Here is an 18,644-nt window from a genome sequence, read left to right on the forward strand (position 1 = left end):
GGGCGCTGAGGGGCGCCCGCCAGATCGATGTTAAAGGCCGATGCCGGCTTGCGTAGCCCCACCGCCAGATATGTTGCTATCGGGCTTTCTCGGTGTTCAATCCAGCGACGACGCCGGCCGCCATGAGGCCATCGATGTCGGCCGCCGTAAAGCCGAACTCGTTGAGAATCTCAGAGGTGTGCTCGCCTAGGCGCGGCGCGGCGCGGCGGTAGCTCGCCGGGGTGCCGCCGAACGTGATCGGCAGCGCCAGCATCTCCACGGTCCCGGCGGTCGGGTGCTCGACCCCAACGACCGTCTTATTGTGCGCCACCTGCGGGTCATCGCGGAGCGTCTGGTACAGGTCCTGGATCGGCGCCGCGGGGACATTGTTGTCGGCAAAGACGCGGAGCCAGTCGGCGGTCGGACGCCTGGCGAAGATCGCATCCAGTTCGGCATCGAGCGCGGCGCGATTGGCGCAGCGTTCGACGTTGCTTGCGTATCGGGGTTCGGCGGCGAGGTCCGGCCGTGCGAGCGCCTTGCACAGCGCCTGCCAGAATTTTTCGGTGAAGCAGGCGAGGAAGAAGTAGGAGCCGTCGGCGCCGCGGTAGTTCCTGTAGGGGACGAAAGTCGGGTGCGCGCTGCCCATGCGCGGTGGTGCCGAACCGAGTCGCAGCGTTTCGCCGTCGCGCGGTATCGAACTGAAGATCGCGCCGTTAAGCAGTGACAGTTCGATCCGCTGGCCCTCGCCGGTGCGTTCGCGGTGTAGGAGCGCGGCCGAGACGCCGAAGGCCAGAAGCGCGGCTGCGCCGAAGTCGGGGTAGGGCGTGCCGATGCGCACCGGCGCACCGTCGGCCTCGCCCGTCAGCGCCATAAGGCCGCTGAGCGCCTGCACGACCGGGTCGTTGGCGGGGAGATGCGCATACGGCCCAGTCTGGCCGAAGGCCGACACGCTCGCATAGATCACCCCGGGATTGATCGCCCGCACCGCCTCATAGCCGATCCCCAACCGCCCGACCGTCCCAGGACGGAAGTTCTCGGTGATGACGTCGACCGATTCCGCCATGCGCAGAAACGCCGCGCGCCCCTCCGGCTTCTTCAGGTCGAGCCGGATGCTTCGCTTGTTGCGGTTCTGCGAGAGGAACATGCTGCTCTCGCCGGCGACGAATACGGTGCCCATGTTGCGGGATAGCTCGCCGTCCTGGATCTCCTCGACCTTGATGACGTCGGCGCCTAGGTCGCCCAGCATCATCGTGCCGACAGGCCCCGCCGTCATCATGGTGAGATCGAGGATACGGATGCCCGACAAGGGCAGGGGCTGCGCAGTCATAAGGCTACTCCACAATGTGATCGGCCGCGGCTCGGGCAGGCTCAGTAGGTCAGGTCCGACTTCACCAATTCGTTGCCTTGCCGCCGCCATACGAAGCAGCGCAGAAAGTGTTCGTCGTCCGTCCCGGGATAGTCGGAGCGAAAATGGCCGCTGCGCGTCTCGCGCCGTTCCAGGCACGCCAGCAGCACCGCCTCGCTCGCCTCCGTCATGTTCCGCAGCCCGAGCCCCTTCAGAAGCGTGTCAGGCGTCAAAGCCACCGAATCGAGTGTGTCGCGCGCCGAGCGCACACAATCGAGCGCCGTCAGCAGGCCGCGCTCGTCCTTCTCGACCAAGCAGCGCCGCTGCATCGCCTGGCGCATCGCCGCCTCGATCTCTTCGAGGCCGAGCGTCGAGCCGGAGGCGGAAAGCGCTTCGCCGATCATGGCAAGCGTCGCGCCTACGGTGACCGCATCGCCGGGCATGTTCGAAGCTGCGCGGCGGGCCGCCGCCGTCCCGGCACGGTGGCCGAAAACCTGACCTTCGGCGAGAGAATTGCCGCCCGGCCGGTCAGGCCCGCGCACGCCGCCGGCAAGCTCGCCGATGACAAAGAGCCCGGGGATCGTGCTTTCGGCGTCGCTGTTGATCATGCGCACACCACCGTTCATGCACTGGAATGCAATGCCGACCTCGAATTGTTGCCTGGAAACGTCGAGGCCACGTTCACGCATCCACTTGGCCGTGTTGGGGATAACGGCGTTAATACGCTCCGCCGGCACGTGGGCGAAGGAGAAGTAGACGGCACCGTTCGCCGAGCCTCGGCCGGCCTCGATCTCGCGCGCCATGGCGATGTCAATGTATCGCGACACGTTGGTCGTCGTGAAAGGGAAGACCTTTTCCTCGTAGACCTCGTCGAGGCTAACCGAGTCGGGCAGGTAGGACGGGATGAACTCGTCGCCGTCGGAATTGGTGATCTTCGGGTGCAGCATGAAGCAGGACTTGCTGAACAGCTGCACATAGGGACGGATGAGAGCCGGGCCAAACTGATGGAACTCGAGGTTCACGAGTTCGGCGCCGTGCCGCAGGCAGATCGCTTGGCCGTCGCCGGTCATCTCCGGCGTCGAAACCTGCTGCTCGAAGGCGCCGTGGATGCCACCGGTGCCGAGGATCACCGAAGCGGCCTCATAGTGGATCAAGGCGCGTCGTTGGGGGTCGTAGCCAATGATCCCGGCCGCTTCGCCGTCGCCGTTGCGCACCAGGTCGACCAGCATGACCGGCGCGTCGACCTGGACGCCGCAGCGCACCAACTCGGCAGTGATCGCATCGACAAAGGCGAAGCCGGTGCGGCCGGAAACGCCCAGCGCCCGTGCGTAGGATCCAAAATCGCTGCGGATCAGCTTGTAGTCCGTCACGTGTTCCGCCTGCACCGGTGCGGCGGTACGATCGAAATGGACGCCGAGCTCGATGAGGTCGCGGATCCGCTCTGGTGCGTCCTCGGCAAGCACACGCACGAGCTCGGGGTCAATGAAGCCCTTGCCGGCGCGCATCGTGTCTTCATAGTGGAGTTCGGAACTGTCGCGCCGGTCGCCGAACCCTGAGGCGCCCATGCTCATGATCTCACTGGCGCCGTGGACTGTGCTACCGCCGGTCTTGAGCGGCGCCTTGGCAACAAGGCGCACGTCGGCGCCAGCCTTGCGGGCCGACAGTGCGGCGCGCGAGGCGGCGCCGCCGCCACCAACGACAACGACGTCGGTTCTGACACGGATGATGTCTATTGGATGATTCGACATTGGGGACTCGCTCTGAATCATTGTTCGTTTTGAATTTGTCAGGCGAACAGATCGCGCGCGACGATGTTGCGCTGAATCTCGTTGGTACCGCCGAAAATCTGGAAGAGTTTGCTTTCGCGAAAGTGCCGCTGCATCGGATATTCCATGCAGTAGCCGTTGGCGCCCATCACCTGTAGACCTTCCAGCGAGGTCTGCACATAGGCGTCCGAGGCAAAGAACTTTGCCTGGGATGCCTGGGCGCTGCACGGCTTGCCATCCTGGAGCAGCTTCGCCGAGCGGAACGTCAGAAGGCGCGCGGCATCGATGTTGGTCTGCGCATTGACGAGCTTGTGCGAGATAGCTTGGAAATCGACGATCCTCTGTCCGAACTGCTTGCGGTTCATCGCATACTCCTGCGCCAGGTCGAAGGCCGCCTGCGCCGCTCCGGTGCACATCGCCGCAAGCGCTACCCGCTCCTTGGCGAGAACGGTACTCAACTGCCGCCAGCCCTTGTGCAATTCGCCGACCAGCATCGAAGCCGACACGCGGACATCGTCGAAGACGACCTCGCAGGTGCGGATGGCATGGCCGCCGACCATGTCGATCGGGTTGATGGTGAGGCCGGCTGCCGTGCGCGGCACGAGCAGTAGGCTGATGCCGTCATGGGGCTTGCCTTGCGTCGAGGTACGGCACGCCGTAAGGACGTAGTCTGCCTGCAGCGCGCCAGTGATCCACATCTTGGTGCCGCGAATGACGAAGTCCTCGCCGTCGCGATGCGCTGACGTCTTTAGGCTCGCCGCGTCAGAACCGGAGCCGTTCTCGCTGAGTGCGAAGGAAAAAAACGTCTTCCCCTCTGCCAGCTGCGGTAGGACCGACTGCTTGATCTTGTCGGAGGCGAAGCGCGCCAGCGCGCCGCCGACCATGTTTACGTTCATGTTCCAATAGCGGGCGAGTGCGATGCTGTGATAGCCGATCACTTCCAGCATCGCCGCCATGTCGAGGAAGCCGCCGACGCCGCCATACTCCTCCGGCAGGGTGACGGCGAACCAGCCCTGTTCAGCCATGCCGTTGATCGCCTCGGCGGGAAAGCGCTTATGCTCGTCGCATTCGCGCACATAGTCGGGCGGTGCATGCTTGGTCAGGAACTTGTGCACCGACTCGCGGAACTCGAACTGCTCCGCGTCGAGATATGGGGCGAGATCGTCGCGCTGCAAAATGACCGGTCCTGAGCTCATGGCGTTTCTCGTGTATCTGCGAATGGATGTCGGGCAACTCTGTGACAGCCTTGCCCGTTGGCGGGGTTCCGGTAGACGTCTTGGGAGGGGGTGGTCTAGGGGAGCACCTCTTCCCCGCCCGCGTGCTGCAACGAGCGAAGGTAGGAAGAGCGGGCCTTCGCACCCGTCATCATGAAGCTCAGGTCCGATCCGCTGAGAATGAAACGCGCGCCGGCGGCAATGTATTCGGCCATGATGTCGTGATCGTAGATTCCGCCGACGCCCGGAAACTTGCCGTGGCGGTGGCAGGCAGTGGCAATCGTCGCAAAAGCTTGGCGCATGCGCGGGTGGGTGAATTGACCGTGGATGCCGAGCTCGGCGGCCATGTCGTTGCCGCCCATCAGCAGCACGTCGATACCTTCGAGGGCGGCGATTGCGTCGACATTCTCGAGTCCCTCCGGCGTCTCGATCATGGCGACGATCAGCGTGCCGGTATTGATCAATGTGACGAGCTCGGTGATCGGCACGGGCTGGAACTGCACCTGCGGCATTCCACCGGGAATGGAGCGCTTGCCGGCAGGCGGGAACAGGCAGTTGGACACCAGCCGCTCCGCTTCGGCGCGGTTGTTGACGTGCGGCGCGACGATGCCGAGAGCGCCCGTATCTAGCAGTCGTGACGCGTGGAAGTGCTCATGACCTGGCACGCGCACCAGCGGCGTGATTCCAACGTCGAGCGCCGCGACGCAGATCTGCGCCGCAGTGTCTTGATCCATGGAATTATGCTCCATGTCGATGAACAGCCAGTCGTAATCGCAGGAGCGGGCGATGCGGGCGATATCGACCGTTCGGGCCTGCCGGAGGCCGATCCCAAGCGACAGCTGTCCCGCAAGCAGCTTCTGTTTGGCACGGTTATGGATTGTCATGGGAATTCCCAGTGTTCTTCTGTGTTCTGCTGGTATTCGACTCGGATAGAGCGACAGCGTACCGAGCATGCGCTGCTTGCCGATCATGAGTGCCGCTTAAAGGCGCGTCCGGCTTTTGGGCCGTCGCGCGCGTCGGGCGAAGTCATCGAAGTTGTGGCGACGGAAGCGAAGGAACTCGACCATTACTAGTTGCAGGCGCTGCAATTCGCTCACCGTCTCGTCGCTGGCATGCCGGGGGCCGCGGCGCCCGTCTGTATACACAAGCCCGGCGCCGGTATCGAACGGGGCGAGCGCCTCTTCGAAGATGAGCCGGCGGGTTCCATGGTTGGGCAATAACATCATCAGGCCGCCGGTTTCCGGCAGCCGGATTGCAGGGCGCAGTGCACCCCGGCCGATGACCCCATAGCCCGCGCAGCTCTCAGACCGCTGCCATTCGCCGCCACTAGGAAAGGTGGGATCCATCTTTTCTTAAGAGTCCTCAATTGCGCTTCTAAAGTCGACAATGGGATAATAAATGTCGAACGTCAAATAGAAATTGCCGACAATTCCTGTTGACATGTCGGAAATGCTGTCCTCATATAGCGGCGGACGATAGTTGCTTCAGAGGCCTTGGGGATGGGCGCCGTGTGCGCTTCCGAGGAGTATTGCCGCCTGCCTTACGGCGTGAACTCGCCTGACAAGCTAAATGCACCGGGAGTTGATGCGATGAAATTCGCGCAGAATAGGCTTTACATCGAGGCATACATCAAGTGCCACAACTGTGGTGTTCTACTGTTCCACGACGATAAGGCCCAGCAGGCGGCAAAGGTCGACATAAGTGGCGTTGTGTACTGCTCGGACTGGTGTGTTGACTGGGCAAGCGATCGCGAGGAGCGGAGCAAGGTAGCATCGTCTTAGAAACCGTTGCTGCCACATTTCCAAAGCTCCGTGAGACCAGTCCAGGTCGAGAGCGAAATCTAACCGCAGGCCGGCGCCGTGGTTTGGAGATAGAGGGGCGGGGGACGCCGGGAACTCGCCGTAGCAACAAATAGGGGGGATCTATGAAAGCAAAACTGACGATCGCCGCACTGATGTGCGGAACGATGATTGCCGGGTTCGGTGGCGTTTCCCACGCCCAGGACGACAAGCTGACGATCGGCTTCGCCGTCGCGTTCTCCGGCTGGATGGAAGCCTACGATTCCGAAGCAACCAAGATGGCGCAGCTCTGGATCGAGCAGACGAACGCCAAGGGCGGCTTGCTCGGCCAGCAGATCGAAGTGAAGACCGCAGACACCAAGACGGATCGCGTCGAAGGCGCCAAGGCAGGCAATGCGATGATCCAGGAAGGCGCCGACCTCCTGATCTATTCCGCCGACTACGACTATGGTGCGCCAGCCGCGCTGCAGGCCCAGAAGGCCGGTGTCGTGTCGGTGTCCTTGGGTGCCGCCGATCCTAAGGCCGGCATTCTAGGCGTTGGCCCCTTGTCGTTCAGCGCCACGACCGCCGGGACGCTTGAAGGCGCTACCTCTGGTGAGTGGGGCTACGCCAAGAAGGGTCTGCGCAAGGGCTATCAGCTCATCGACGAAGCGATTGAATACAACAAGTCGCTGTGCTTGGGCTACGAGTGGGCCTTTACCAACGCGGGTGGCGAAGTTGTCGGTAAAGACGTGTTCAAGAACGCCGATGCGACGATCAGCTCGCAGGTCACCCGCTTGGCGAACGCCGTTCGCGACCAGGGCGCCGACCATCTGATGCTTTGCTCGACGACGCCGGGGGCCGCCAGCGCTATCCGGCAGATCCGAGCGGCCGGGATCGACATCCCTATCCTCAACGGGACCTCGATGGACGGCACCTACTGGATCAGCGCGGTTCCGGATCTGAAGGACTTCTATGTGCCGGTCCAGGCATTGACCGTTGACGATCCGCGCGCCGAGGTGAACAAACTCACGGCCGCCTATGCGGCGAAGTACGGCGCTGCGCCGACCACCCAGTACGCCTATCCGATCTACGCCTGGCTGCAGCTTTGGGCCAAGGCGGTCGAGACGGCTGGCACGACCGAAGGGTCGGCCGTAGTCGACGTGATGAATACCTACACGGACGCCCCGACGATCTTCGGGCCACGCACGTTCACCGACAAGGTGCACATCCAGACGCAGATCCCGCTAACGATCACTTCCTATCAGGACGGCAAGCAGACCGCCGTCGAGGAATGGCGGATCTCGGCGCCGATCCCGGACGCGGTGCTCTATCGTCTGAAAGCCGAATAGGCACCTGGCAGCAACAAAGGCGTCGGATTGCCTTCCGGTGATCCGACGTGCGCCACTCAAAAGAGATCCAAGCCCGAGATGAGCGCAACTGTCCAAGAGCGAACGCGACCGCCCGCCGGCCATTCTCCCGGCGCGACCGAGCTGAACGCAGATCGTCTGACGGTGCGCTTCGATGGTCTGGCGGCGATATCGCAGGTCAGTCTGTCGCTGCGCCGCGGCGAGATCCTCGGCCTGATCGGGCCGAACGGCGCTGGCAAGACCACGCTGGTCAACTGCCTCACCGGCTTCCAACGGCCGACCGAAGGCACCGTTTTCCTGGGCGGTGACAGCACCGCAGGCTGGTCGCCGGCGCAGTTTCGCCGTCGCGGCATTGCCCGCACCTTTCAGGCGGGCCGGCTATTCGGCGACATGTCGGTTCTGGAGAACGCTGAGGTGACCGGAGTAGCACTAGGCCTTTCGCGCCGCAAATCGGCCAGCGAAGCGATGGCGCTGCTGCACTGGATCGGTATGGCCGACAAGGGATCCTCCCCGGCCGGCATTCTTCCCTACACAGACCAGCGTCGCCTCAGCATCGTGCGCGCGCTCATGCTGTCGCCGGCCTTCGTGCTGATGGACGAGCCGGCAGCAGGCATGTCTGATGCGGAATGCGAGGACCTTATGGCGCTCATTATCGCAGTGCCGACGACATTCGGCTGCGGCGTGCTGCTGATCGAACACAACATGAAGATGGTCATGGGCGTCAGTGGTCGCGTTCACGTCCTTGACGGCGGCAAGACGCTGGCGGAAGGCACGCCGCAGGCGATCCAGCGCCACGAAAAGGTAATGGCCGCCTATCTCGGATTGGAGGCCTGATGTCCGCGCTTCTCGAAGTCGACGACATCCACGTCCGTTTCGGCGCACTAGCCGCACTGCGCGGCGTATCGCTGAAAGTCGAGGAGGGCGAGTGCGTCTGCATCGTCGGGCCGAACGGCGCGGGGAAATCTACGACCCTCGCTACGATCGCCGGTGGTGTCGTCCCCATCAAAGGTGCGGTTCGCCTCGCAGGCGCGCGTATTACTGGCCGTCGCCCCGAGGAGATCAGCCGGCTCGGCTTCTCGCTGGTCCCGGAAGGACGTCACATCTTCGGTTCGCTGACCGTCGAGGAAAATCTACAGATCGGCAGCTACGTCCGCAGCGACCGCCGCGCGGCGGCGAGCGACATGAAGAGGCTGTTCGCTCATTTCCCTTGCCTCGAAGAACGCCGCACCTATCCAGCCGGCCGCCTGTCGGGCGGCGAGCAGCAGATGCTGGCGATCGCCCGTGCGGTGATGACGCGCCCGCGCATCCTGTTGGTCGATGAGCCATCCCTCGGGCTCGCGCCGCAGATCATCGACCGGATCTACGACTTCCTCGGCAGCCTGCGTCGCGAGGACGGCCTAACGCTGCTGATCAACGAACAGAGTTCCAATCGCGTCCTGAAGTGTGCTGACCGTATCTACGTCCTCCGCGGCGGACAGATGCAGTTGACCGGAGCGACCGCGGATCTCAAGGACGGCGAGGCTATTCGCAAGGCATATTTCGGCTTCTCGGACTCGCATGTGGCAGACGAGGCGGCACCGTGATTGAACTGCTGCAGAATCTTATCGATGCCCTCAGCCTCGGCAGCATCTATGCCCTGGTGGCGCTCGGCATCGGATTGCTTTTCGGCATCCTGCGCCTGATCAACTTCGCCCATGGCGACATGATCACCGTCGGCGCGTACGCGCTGATCGTACCGTCGGCCGACATGGCGGCAAGACTGCTGATCGGCTCTTGGCACTGGACCGCCTTGGTTCCGGTGATCTGCCTCGTCGTCGTCATCGCAGCGCTCGCCACCGACGTGCTGATTTTCCGGCCGCTGCGCCGCGCATCCTCGCCGACTCTGATGATCGCCTCGTTTGCCGTCAGCTACATCATCCAGAGCGGTATCCTCATGGTCTATGGCTCGCGCCCCAAGGCGATCAACCTGTGGGCCGGCATGAACGGCCAGGTGATGATCGGCGATCTGCGCGTGCCCACGCTGCAGCTCGTGACGCTCGCCGTCACGCTGGTCCTGATGACGGCAGTGACGCTGTTCCTGCGCAGGACATCCTACGGCGTCCAGATGCGTGCCGCTGCCGAGGACTTCCGCATGGCACAGTATCTTGGCGTCCGCGGCAATCTGGTGATCGGCATGGCTTTCGCGATCAGCGGCATTCTCGCCGCGGCGGTGTCGCTGCTTTATGTAACGCAGTCCGGATCGCTCAGCCACACGCTCGGTGTCCCGCTCGCCTTGTTCGCCTTCGTCGCGGTGGTGATCGGCGGGATGGGCAATCTCGTTGGTGCGGTTGTTGGCGGCTTCCTCGTCGGTCTCGTCGTCACCATGCTGCAGGCCTACCTGCCGGCAGATCTGCGCGCGTTCCGCGACGCCTTCGCCTTCGCCTTCGTCATCCTGGTCCTCCTGGTCCGACCATCCGGCCTGATCCCGGCCAAGAACACCGTTGAACGCGTGTGAAGGGCATTGTTATGAAATCGCTGCCCCAAGTTCTTGCCCGCCACCAGTTGCCGCTATTGCTGATCGGCGGGCTCGCCGTGGTGACCGTCGTCGGTGTCCTGCTTGGCAGCGACAACATTCAGGTCGCGATCACCGAGATGATGATCCGGATCGTCACCGTTGTCGGGCTCTACATCTTCATCAGCAATTCCGGCATCATCTCCTTCGGCCACATCGGCTTCATGTGCATTGGGGCCTACGCCGCCGGCTGGGCGACCGCGGAGCCCACCTTCAAGCGCATCATGCTGACCGGGCTGCCCGACTCGCTGCAACAGGGGCAGTATCCGTTCCTTGTGGCGATTGGCGGCGCCATCCTCCTGCCCGCTGTCGTTGCACTGGTGTTCGGCGCGGCGATCATGCGCTTGACGGGGGCTGCAGCAGCCATCGCGACCTTCGCTTTCCTGATGATCGTTAACAGTATCTATTCGAATTGGGATTCCGTCACCGCCGGCGTGAGTTCGATCATCGGTATTCCCACGACCGTCGGCCCCTGGATCGGCTTTGCTTTCGCCGCGCTGGCAATCGTCGTCGCCTACCTGTTCCAAATCTCCCGCTTCGGGCTGATGCTGCGCGCCTCGCGCGATGATGAAGTGGCGGCGAAAGCCTCGGGCGTCAGCACAGTCAGTACACGTCTGGTGGCCTTTGTCCTCAGCGCAGCTGTAGTTGGCGCTAGCGGTGGACTATACGCACACTTCCTTGGAATCCTCAGCGTCGACAGCTTCTATCTCAACATGTCGTTCCTAACTCTGGCGATGCTGGTGGTCGGCGGGATGTCGTCGTTGACAGGCGCGCTGGCCGGGGTGCTTGTCGTCACGGCGGTGATCGAAGTGCTGCGCTTTCTCGAGCGCGGCGTCTCACTCGCCGGCACGAGCTTCGCGCTTCCGCAAGGAAGTCAGGAACTCGGCCTGGGTTTGCTGATGGCACTGATCATGGTGTTTCGTCCGAAGGGCGTCACTGGCGGCCGAGAAATCTGGATGTCGGTTTCGGGTCGGACCATATCGGCTGAGCCCGCACAACTTTCCGCCCGCGCCGTTCAAAGGGACTAGTGCAACACGAGAACCAGCGATCGAGCTCCGTTCGGGGACACGAAGTCATAGTCAGCGTGCGCCGCAGGGCGCGGGGACCTCCTACTAGACATAAAAGAGCAGCTGGGCCGCTGGCCTGGTCACGAGACCAACATGCCGAGGAAGTAACAATGCGTTATCGTTTGGGAATAGATATCGGTGGGACCTTCACGGACTTCGTCGCCTACGACGAGTCAAACCGGGCTTTGAAGGCCTGGAAGAATCTGTCGACCCCGCATGATCCGATCGAGGGGATTATGACAGGGCTGCGGGCCTTCGGCGAGATCGACGACATCTCGGCGATCCGCCTCGGCACAACCGTTGCCACCAACGCGCTGCTCGAAGGCAAGGGCGCCGTGGTCGCCTATGTGACGACGACCGGCTTCCGCGATATCCCCTTCATCGCCCGCGGCAACCGTATGCGCCACTATGATCTCAGCTGGGTCAAACCAAAGCCGTTCCTCAAACGGCGCCACGCCTACGAAGTCGACGAGCGCATCGGCCCGTCTGGCGAAGTGATCCGCGAACTCGACGAGGATCAGGTCCGCGCGCTGGTCGAACGGATCGTCTCCGAGGGCGAGGTCGAGGCCGTAGCCGTCATGCTGATGCATTCCTACGTTAGCCCCGACCACGAGATTCGAATCAAGGAAATCTTCAAGGAGCTGGCGCCGGACCTCCCCGTCTCGATCTCCTACGAGGTACTGCCAAAGTGGAAGGAGCATTTCCGCTCGTCGACGACGATCTGCGACGCTTTCGTCAAACCAGTGGTCAAGCGCCAGATTGGCTCGATGCGCCGCCAACTGATGGAGGAAGGCGTCGGCGCCAAGATCGTCATGATGCGCTCCAATGGCGGCGAGATGAGCCTCGAAGCCGCAGTCGAAAGCCCGATCCAGATCGCGGTTTCCGGTCCAACTGGCGGCGTCATCGCCGCCAAGCAGACGGCTAAGTTGCTCGGCCTGCCCAACTTGGTGACGCTCGACATGGGCGGAACCTCGACGGACGTTTCGACCGTCGTCAACGGTGCCGAGAAATTCACGACCGACTTTGAGATCGAGTGGGGCCGTCCTGTACAGGTGCCGATGATCGACATTCGCACGATCGGTGCAGGCGGTGGCTCGATCGCCCGCATCGATTCCGGCGGTATGCTCGTCGTCGGCCCGGAGAGCGCCGGCGCCAATCCCGGCCCGGCCTGCTACGGCCGCGACGGCAAGCTTCCGACCGTCACCGACGCCAACGTCGTGCTAGGCCGCATAAGTGCCAGCAACTTCCTCGGTGGTACCATGGCCCTTGATGCGCAAGCGGCGCGGACCAGTATCAGCTCGATCGCCGAGTTCCTCGGCTGCTCGGTTGAAGAAGCGGCGCTCTCCATCGTACGGATCGCCAACAACAACATGGTCGGAGCTCTGCACACGGTGCTCACCGAACAGGGTCTCGATCCGCGCGACTTCGTGCTGGTCGCCTTCGGCGGCGCCGGTCCTCCGCACATCAGCGACCTAATGTCCGACGCCTCGATCCCGAAGGGCCTGGTGCCGAACTTCCCCGGCCAGTTCTCTGCCTTCGGCTTTACCATGGCGGACGCCCGCGTCGACCGGCACCGCACTGTTCAGCTGAACTCGCGCTTCCTCGACCGCGAACGCGCCGCCCGGGCAATGGCCGCTCTGGTCGGCGAATGCCGCGCGGAACTGGCATCGCAGGGCCATCACGAGGTGACGATCTCCCGCAGCGTCGAGATGCGCTATCTCGGGCAAAACCACGAACTCGCTGTGCCGGTCGACAGCGACGACTTCAACGAAGCCGACGTCGCCACCCTTCTGAAGGCCTTTCACGACCAGCACGACGAGCGTTTCGGCTTCCGCCTCGACGACCACATGGAAATCGTCAACTTCCTGGTCACCGGCACTGCGAGGACGGGTGAACTCGTGTTCCCGACGATCGCCGATGCCGACGGACCGGCGCAGCCGAAGTCGCGCCGTCCCGTCTGGTTCGAAGGCGGCTGGCGCGAAACGCCGGTCTATTCCCGCGACGACCTGCGCTGCGGTCACACCTTCACCGGGCCCGCGCTCGTCGAGGAAAACGCCTCGGTCACGGTGCTCGATCCGGACAAGACGCTGAACGTCGACCGCTACGGCAACCTACTGATCTCGGCCTGACACCAGCCGAAGGAGCAATCAAATGGATATGGTTTCGTTGAATATCGTCGGAGGCATTCTTGTCTCCATCTGCCGCGATATGGGTGTCACCCTCATGCGCACGGCGTACTCCACAGTGTTCAGTGAATCGCTGGACTTCACCTGCGGGCTGGCGCTGCCCTCGGGAGATCTCATTGCCACCGGCGACTTCTGCCCGGCGATGATCGGCGGCATGCCCTTGCTGCTGCGCTCGTGCGTTCACGAGATTTCAGTCGACGATCTCGAGGAGGGAGACGTCATCCTCCATAACGATCCCTACCGGGGCGGTCTGCACACGCCGGAACACACCTTCTTCAAGCCGGTGTTCGTCGACGGCCAGTTGATCGGGTTCTCGGTCGCGATCGGCCACGTGGTCGAGATCGGCGGCATGTCTCCCGCCGGCTTCGCCGGCGAGGCGACGGAAGTCTTCCATGAAGGCCTCCGCGTCCCGCCCGTGAAGATCAAAAAGGCCGGCAAGGACGTCGACGACATCTGGCGTCTTCTTCTCGCCAATGTCCGCACGCCCCGCTACAATTACGGCGACTTCCGGGCGCTCATCGCAGCGATCGATCTCGGCGAACGCCGCCTGATCGATCTGGTCCGCAAGCATGGCGTCGAGAGGTTCCGGGAGACCGTTGGCGAGTTGCTCGACTATTCGGAACGCCGCATGCGCGCGGAGATCGCCAAGATCCCCGACGGTCGCTACGCCTTCGAGGACTACATGGAAGACGACGGCATCGAGGACCGCCCCTACAAAATCCGCGCCGAGGTGCTCGTCAAAGGGACGGATCTCATCGTCGACTATCATGGCTCCGCTCAGCAGGCTAAGGGGCCGATCAATGCCACCCTCGGCGTCGCCTGGGGCGCCGCCTACAATGCCGTGCTGCAGCTGACGGATCATACGATCCCAAAAAACTCTGGCTGCTTCCGTCCGATCCGCGTCCTGGCACCGCCGGGGACGGTGGTGAATGTCAACTTCCCCGGACCTTCGGTCGGCGGCAACACTGAGACGCATCCGCGCATGGCCAACGTCATCATGGGTGCGTTGGCTCCCGCCCTTAAGGACCGGTCGGCGGCGACGGACGGTGCAACGCATAGCAACTTCCTGTTCGGCGGAGCCGACAAGCAGACCGGCGAGTTCTTCTGCTGCTACGACCTCACGCCAGTCGGCTGGGGCGGTCGCAGCTTCGCCGACGGCAATGACGCGGTCGGCGGGATCAATGGCAACTGCCCGCACATTCCCGTCGAAGTGTTCGAGTTCCGCTTTCCCTGGCATGTCGAGGAGTTCAAGCTCGTCGACGGCTCGGGGGGGCTCGGGAAGTTCCGCGGCGGCCTGTCGCTGTCAAAGACAGTCCGGTGTACCGACACCCCGATGACGTTTAGCTACATGAGCGATCGGCAGAAGATGGCCCCCTGGGGCATCCACGGCGGCAAGTCGGGCGGCAAAGCCGAACTGTTTATCAGCCGGTCCGGTTCGGACGAATGGCTGACGATCACGCAGGCCTTCAACAAGCCCTCGCCGAGCAAGTTCTCGAACGTGCCGATCGTCCCGGGCGACCGGATTAAGATCACGTCCCCAGCGGGCGGCGGCTGGGGCCCTGTTGAGGAACGGGATCGTTCCCGCGTGATTGAAGATGTGCTCGACGGCTATATCACCGGGGAGCAGGCCACGGACGTTTACGGAATCCCGGCGAGCGAGCTCGCCGCGCGCTGAGCTGCCTAACCGAGCGGCTAAAGACGTTTCTGGCACCGCGTAAACGCCTGTCGTTTTGCTTACAAAGAGCGACGATTACTGCTGAAGGAATAGATGATGAAAGCCACTCTTGCGCCGAATTCGGCGGCTGCCCGCGATGTCGCCTACCAGTTCCACCCCAACACCAATGCGCGCCGACATGAGACTGTCGGGCCACTGATCATCGAGCGCGGCGAAGGCATCTACGTCTACGACGATGCGGGCAACAAATACATAGAAACGCTGGCCGGCCTCTGGTGCGTTGCCGTCGGTTTCGGCGAGCAGCGCCTTGTTGAAGCCTCTTCGAGGCAAATGAAGAAGCTGTCCTACTACCACACTTTCACGCACAAGGCGCATGTGCCGTCGATCGACTTGGCAGAGCGCCTGGCAAAGATGTCAATCATCCCCTCGGCCAAGGTGATGTTCACCAATTCCGGCTCAGAGGCCAACGACACGGTCGTCAAGCTGGTCTGGTACTACAACAATGCCCGCGGCCGCCCTGAAAAGAAGAAGATCATCTCGCGGTTCAAGGCATACCATGGCGTGACCGTTGCGTCAGGAAGCCTGACCGGCATCCCGCTGAACCATCGCGACTTCGACCTGCCGATTGCCAACATACTGCACACGACCTGCCCGCATCATTACCGGTTCAGCCATGAAGGCGAGAGCGAAATCGCATTCGCCGATCGGCTGGCAGCCGACCTGGAAGCGCTGATCCTGCGCGAGGGGCCGGAAACCGTCGCCGCCTTTATCGGCGAGCCGGTGATGGGCGCCGGCGGCGTCATCGTTCCGCCGGAGACCTATTGGTCGAAGGTCCAGGAAGTTTGCCGCAAATACGATATTCTCGTCATTGCCGATGAGGTGATAACGGGTTTCGGCAGGACGGGGCAGATGTTCGGCTCGCAGACTTACGGCATCCAGCCCGACATCATGGTGCTGTCCAAGCAACTGACGTCCGCCTATCTGCCACTGTCGGCCATCGTCATCAGCGATGAACTGTACCAGCACATTGCCGACAACTCCGCCCGTATCGGCTCGTTCGTGCACGGCATTACCGGTGGCGGGCATCCCGTGGCCGCCGCCGTCGCGCTAGAGAACCTCGACATCATCGAGGAGCGGGATCTGGTCGGACATACCGCTGAACTCGCGCCGGTGCTGCAGGGCGGTCTGCGTAAGTTCGCCGATCACCCGCTTGTCGGTGAGGTCCGCGGCGTCGGTCTGATCGCCGGCGTCGAAATGGTGGCGGACAAGGCCACCAAAGCGGGCTTCGACGCCCCGGGCAAGGTCGGCGCGATGCTTACGGAGCGGTGTCAGGACAACGGGCTGATTCTACGTTGCCTCGGCGACACCGCGGCCTTCTGCCCGCCGCTCGTCATCCAGCGGGGCCAGATCGAGGACATGCTCGGCCGTTTCGGCAAGGCGCTCGACGAGACCCACGCGGCTGTCAAGGCGCACTAAGCGTTTTGCGGCGGGTCTCTGCAGACCCGCTGCTTTATTCCGGGGGCGGCGTACTGACTCGTGCACTGCCCATTCTGCAACGGCTCGCCTCGTGACGCAGCAATTGCAAACCTACGCGCCAGCTCCAGGTAGCTGCAGCAGAGGTCGAAGCGCTTTTGTGACTGAGGGGTGTGACACGGCCGGCGTGCACAAGGTGCGGATCGTAGCCAATGACCTGCTTTCAATGCGTGACGCCGCCACACCAACTGCATGGCACTCATCGATGATCCGGTACAGGGGGATGACAATGGTTACGGGTGAGCCGAACGATGTGCGCGTCAAATACGTCGAAGGCCAGTGGACCGTGCAAATCGTTGAAAACGGCGCGGTGGCGCGGAGTGTGTTCAAGACGAACGCATCCGCAGAGAACTTTGCAGAGGCTCAGCGTCTAAGACTTGGTCTGCCCGACAAGCCGCCCATTGATGGTCAACGCTGATGCCCAGGACAGGCCCGTGAACGATCCTCGTGCGGCGGCACACGAAACGCCGGACTTCATGGTCATCGACGCTTTAGATCTCGCCGATTACACCGATCGCGGCGTTGTGATTACGCTGGTCAATGCGCAAGGAGACCGGCTCCGTCTACACGTGGACATCCGCACGGGTGAGCTGCTCTGCGAGCGGATCGCCCACGCGCTAGAATGCCGGTACGGCAGGTAGGATTCATTGGGCAGCTCGATCAGTCCCGTCAGCCCATCCCTTCGAACTGGCGATCTATCACTGCCTTGAAGTGCCGTTGGCATAACGACATCCGCGGGCGTGGATCAGCACCAAGTCGGGTCCTGTCTACGGATGCGACGAGTCAAGGAAAGCCGCGCGGCGTTTCAGGTGGGACGTATCACAATTAAAGGCCCGCGTCTCTGAGGGAGGCCGCGGCCCCGATCGGAGGGGCCGATCTAGCGGCGGGACTGAGGGAGGAGCATCGCAAACGTGATCGACCGGCCGACTGCATTCCAGCGCAGCAGGTTACTCCGGTTTCGAGACGCGAGCGAATAACAAAGGGCCTCGCGGCACTGTGTTCGATCTGGAATCCATGGCGAGCATCGTCGAGATTTACTCTTCGACCAAAAGTGTCAGCTGCCATGCGCGAGGCGGTCGAGTGCATCAAGACAACGCGCCGGTTGCTAGAGGCGAAGTACACCATTTCGGCTGGCGGACGGCGTTCCGGCAGCATCTCGTCGGCCCGCTTCGCCAAAGCATTTCTCCCGAAATTATGCAGCAATATGTCGGACTAACCCGCGCCAGGGACGAGGTTCATATGCTTGATCCAGAAGGGGTGATCACCGGTTTTTGAACCAGCCGCGTAGCGTGTCGACCCTATCGCACCGACGCCCCGCAAACACAAAATGCGTCTTTGTGACCCGGCTGATTAAGTGACGATTGGGGAAGGCAGCGGCGGAAAACCGCACTCACTTTCTTAGTGAAAGCCTAGCAACTGGTTATCCAGCTAATCCATTGCGTTAGTTGAAGCGACGTTGGGACGAAAAGGGCTTGGAATGACGTCACAGAGGATGGATTGCAAGTGCTGTCAGGGCGAAGGTAAGATTTTCGATTGCAGAAGATGGTCGACGAACTCAGGGCCGTCGTCGCCGAATGCCTCTCAGTGCTGCTTTGATCATGCGCTCCTATTGTCATCAAGGAGGCATCTGGGCTCGCAGCTCAAGCGCAGATGGTTAGTTTCAGTCCGTTTTACGAAATAAGAGTTTCTGCGTTCCGCAAGTTGTGCGCGGCATACAGCACGGAAGAGCGATGCACGTGGACCTGACCGTCAGGCCCTGAGGAGGTCTCGGAAAACGATGGCAGCCATTCCCAATTAGGAACAAATCGCCCACGCGCAAAATTCTCCCAGCATGCGTGTGCAGCAAAAAAGAGATCGGGAGGGGATTCTTTGGCAAGTATTTTTGAGGCCTGTTCGGAATGCGTTCGCGATCAAAAAAACGCAGTGGCACCATGCGCAAGGCAACCGGCAGCAGGACCGGCTCTGGCTGCCCATTCAAAACACGCCAAGACGGTGGCCCCCACTAGGCAAAATCCAGCGGCAGCGAGGAAAGTCAAATGACTGACGACAAGAACAAGCTCGGTTATCAGTAGCGCTCGTCCATAGCCGTCAATTTCCCGCGCTGGCCATGCGCCGTCCCTTGATTGCCTTTTCCAGCCAGCCGATTTCCATCTCCGGAACCGAGGAGAGCAGCAGGTCGG

16 protein-coding genes are annotated in these 18,644 nt (G+C 62.3%); 11 read left to right on the top strand and 5 right to left on the bottom strand.

Annotated elements, in window-relative coordinates:
* Positions 1-76: 76 nt before the first annotated feature.
* From NKH52_RS32360 to NKH52_RS32380, 5 genes are all read right to left on the bottom strand, one after another.
* A complete protein-coding gene (locus NKH52_RS32360) occupies positions 77-1,306 on the bottom strand; it encodes a CaiB/BaiF CoA transferase family protein (RefSeq protein WP_352736308.1) in 1,230 nt (409 codons plus the stop codon).
* A gap of 41 nt (positions 1,307-1,347) precedes the next feature.
* Entirely contained in the window at positions 1,348-3,072 is a 1,725-nt protein-coding gene (locus NKH52_RS32365) for an FAD-binding protein (RefSeq protein ID WP_352736307.1), read from the bottom strand.
* A gap of 38 nt (positions 3,073-3,110) precedes the next feature.
* Positions 3,111-4,286 carry an acyl-CoA dehydrogenase family protein gene (locus tag NKH52_RS32370; protein WP_352736306.1) on the bottom strand — a complete coding sequence of 392 codons (1,176 nt, stop codon included), beginning with the start codon at positions 4,284-4,286 and terminating at the stop codon, positions 3,111-3,113.
* Positions 4,287-4,381: 95 nt separating this feature from the next.
* On the bottom strand, positions 4,382-5,275 hold the full coding sequence (locus NKH52_RS32375; protein ID WP_352736305.1) for an HpcH/HpaI aldolase family protein: 894 nt from the start codon (positions 5,273-5,275) through the stop codon (positions 4,382-4,384).
* Between the two features lie 9 nt (positions 5,276-5,284).
* Positions 5,285-5,650 (bottom strand): hypothetical protein, encoded by a 366-nt coding sequence (locus NKH52_RS32380; protein ID WP_352736304.1) that lies wholly within the window; start codon positions 5,648-5,650, stop codon positions 5,285-5,287.
* A 578-nt stretch (positions 5,651-6,228) separates the two neighbouring features.
* On the opposite strand from NKH52_RS32380, the gene NKH52_RS32385 reads away from it, so the two are divergent.
* The 11 genes from NKH52_RS32385 (at position 6,229) to NKH52_RS32435 (ending at position 17,739) form a co-directional block, all read left to right on the top strand.
* Positions 6,229-7,434 carry an ABC transporter substrate-binding protein gene (locus NKH52_RS32385; protein ID WP_352736303.1) on the top strand — a complete coding sequence of 402 codons (1,206 nt, stop codon included), beginning with the start codon at positions 6,229-6,231 and terminating at the stop codon, positions 7,432-7,434.
* Positions 7,435-7,512: 78 nt separating this feature from the next.
* Positions 7,513-8,286, top strand: coding sequence for an ABC transporter ATP-binding protein (locus tag NKH52_RS32390; protein WP_352736302.1), 774 nt, complete (start codon positions 7,513-7,515; stop codon positions 8,284-8,286).
* Complete coding sequence (locus NKH52_RS32395) at positions 8,286-9,035, top strand: ABC transporter ATP-binding protein (RefSeq protein WP_352736301.1); 750 nt, start codon at positions 8,286-8,288, stop codon at positions 9,033-9,035. The genes NKH52_RS32390 and NKH52_RS32395 overlap by 1 nt, the downstream gene beginning before the upstream one ends.
* The gene (locus tag NKH52_RS32400; protein ID WP_352736300.1) at positions 9,032-9,946 is read left to right on the top strand and encodes a branched-chain amino acid ABC transporter permease; all 915 of its coding nucleotides are present in this window, start codon (positions 9,032-9,034) and stop codon (positions 9,944-9,946) included. The genes NKH52_RS32395 and NKH52_RS32400 overlap by 4 nt, the downstream gene beginning before the upstream one ends.
* A 77-nt stretch (positions 9,947-10,023) precedes the next feature.
* Positions 10,024-11,031 (top strand): branched-chain amino acid ABC transporter permease, encoded by a 1,008-nt coding sequence (locus NKH52_RS32405; RefSeq protein WP_352736299.1) that lies wholly within the window; start codon positions 10,024-10,026, stop codon positions 11,029-11,031.
* A 149-nt stretch (positions 11,032-11,180) separates the two neighbouring features.
* On the top strand, positions 11,181-13,199 hold the full coding sequence (locus tag NKH52_RS32410) for a hydantoinase/oxoprolinase family protein (RefSeq protein WP_352736298.1): 2,019 nt from the start codon (positions 11,181-11,183) through the stop codon (positions 13,197-13,199).
* Between the two features lie 22 nt (positions 13,200-13,221).
* Positions 13,222-14,931 (top strand): hydantoinase B/oxoprolinase family protein, encoded by a 1,710-nt coding sequence (locus tag NKH52_RS32415; protein WP_352736297.1) that lies wholly within the window; start codon positions 13,222-13,224, stop codon positions 14,929-14,931.
* Positions 14,932-15,027: 96 nt separating this feature from the next.
* Positions 15,028-16,407 (top strand): aspartate aminotransferase family protein, encoded by a 1,380-nt coding sequence (locus NKH52_RS32420; RefSeq protein WP_352736296.1) that lies wholly within the window; start codon positions 15,028-15,030, stop codon positions 16,405-16,407.
* A 286-nt stretch (positions 16,408-16,693) separates the two neighbouring features.
* Positions 16,694-16,882, top strand: a complete 189-nt coding sequence (locus tag NKH52_RS32425) for a hypothetical protein (protein WP_352736295.1) — start codon at positions 16,694-16,696, stop codon at positions 16,880-16,882.
* A 16-nt stretch (positions 16,883-16,898) separates the two neighbouring features.
* Positions 16,899-17,105 (top strand): hypothetical protein, encoded by a 207-nt coding sequence (locus NKH52_RS32430; RefSeq protein WP_352736294.1) that lies wholly within the window; start codon positions 16,899-16,901, stop codon positions 17,103-17,105.
* 373 nt (positions 17,106-17,478) lie between these two features.
* Positions 17,479-17,739, top strand: a complete 261-nt coding sequence (locus tag NKH52_RS32435) for a hypothetical protein (protein WP_352736293.1) — start codon at positions 17,479-17,481, stop codon at positions 17,737-17,739.
* The last annotated feature ends 905 nt before the right edge of the window (positions 17,740-18,644 follow it).

It is taken from the genome of Mesorhizobium sp. M1066, assembly GCF_040318635.1.
Taxonomy (GTDB): Bacteria; Pseudomonadota; Alphaproteobacteria; order Rhizobiales; family Rhizobiaceae; genus Mesorhizobium.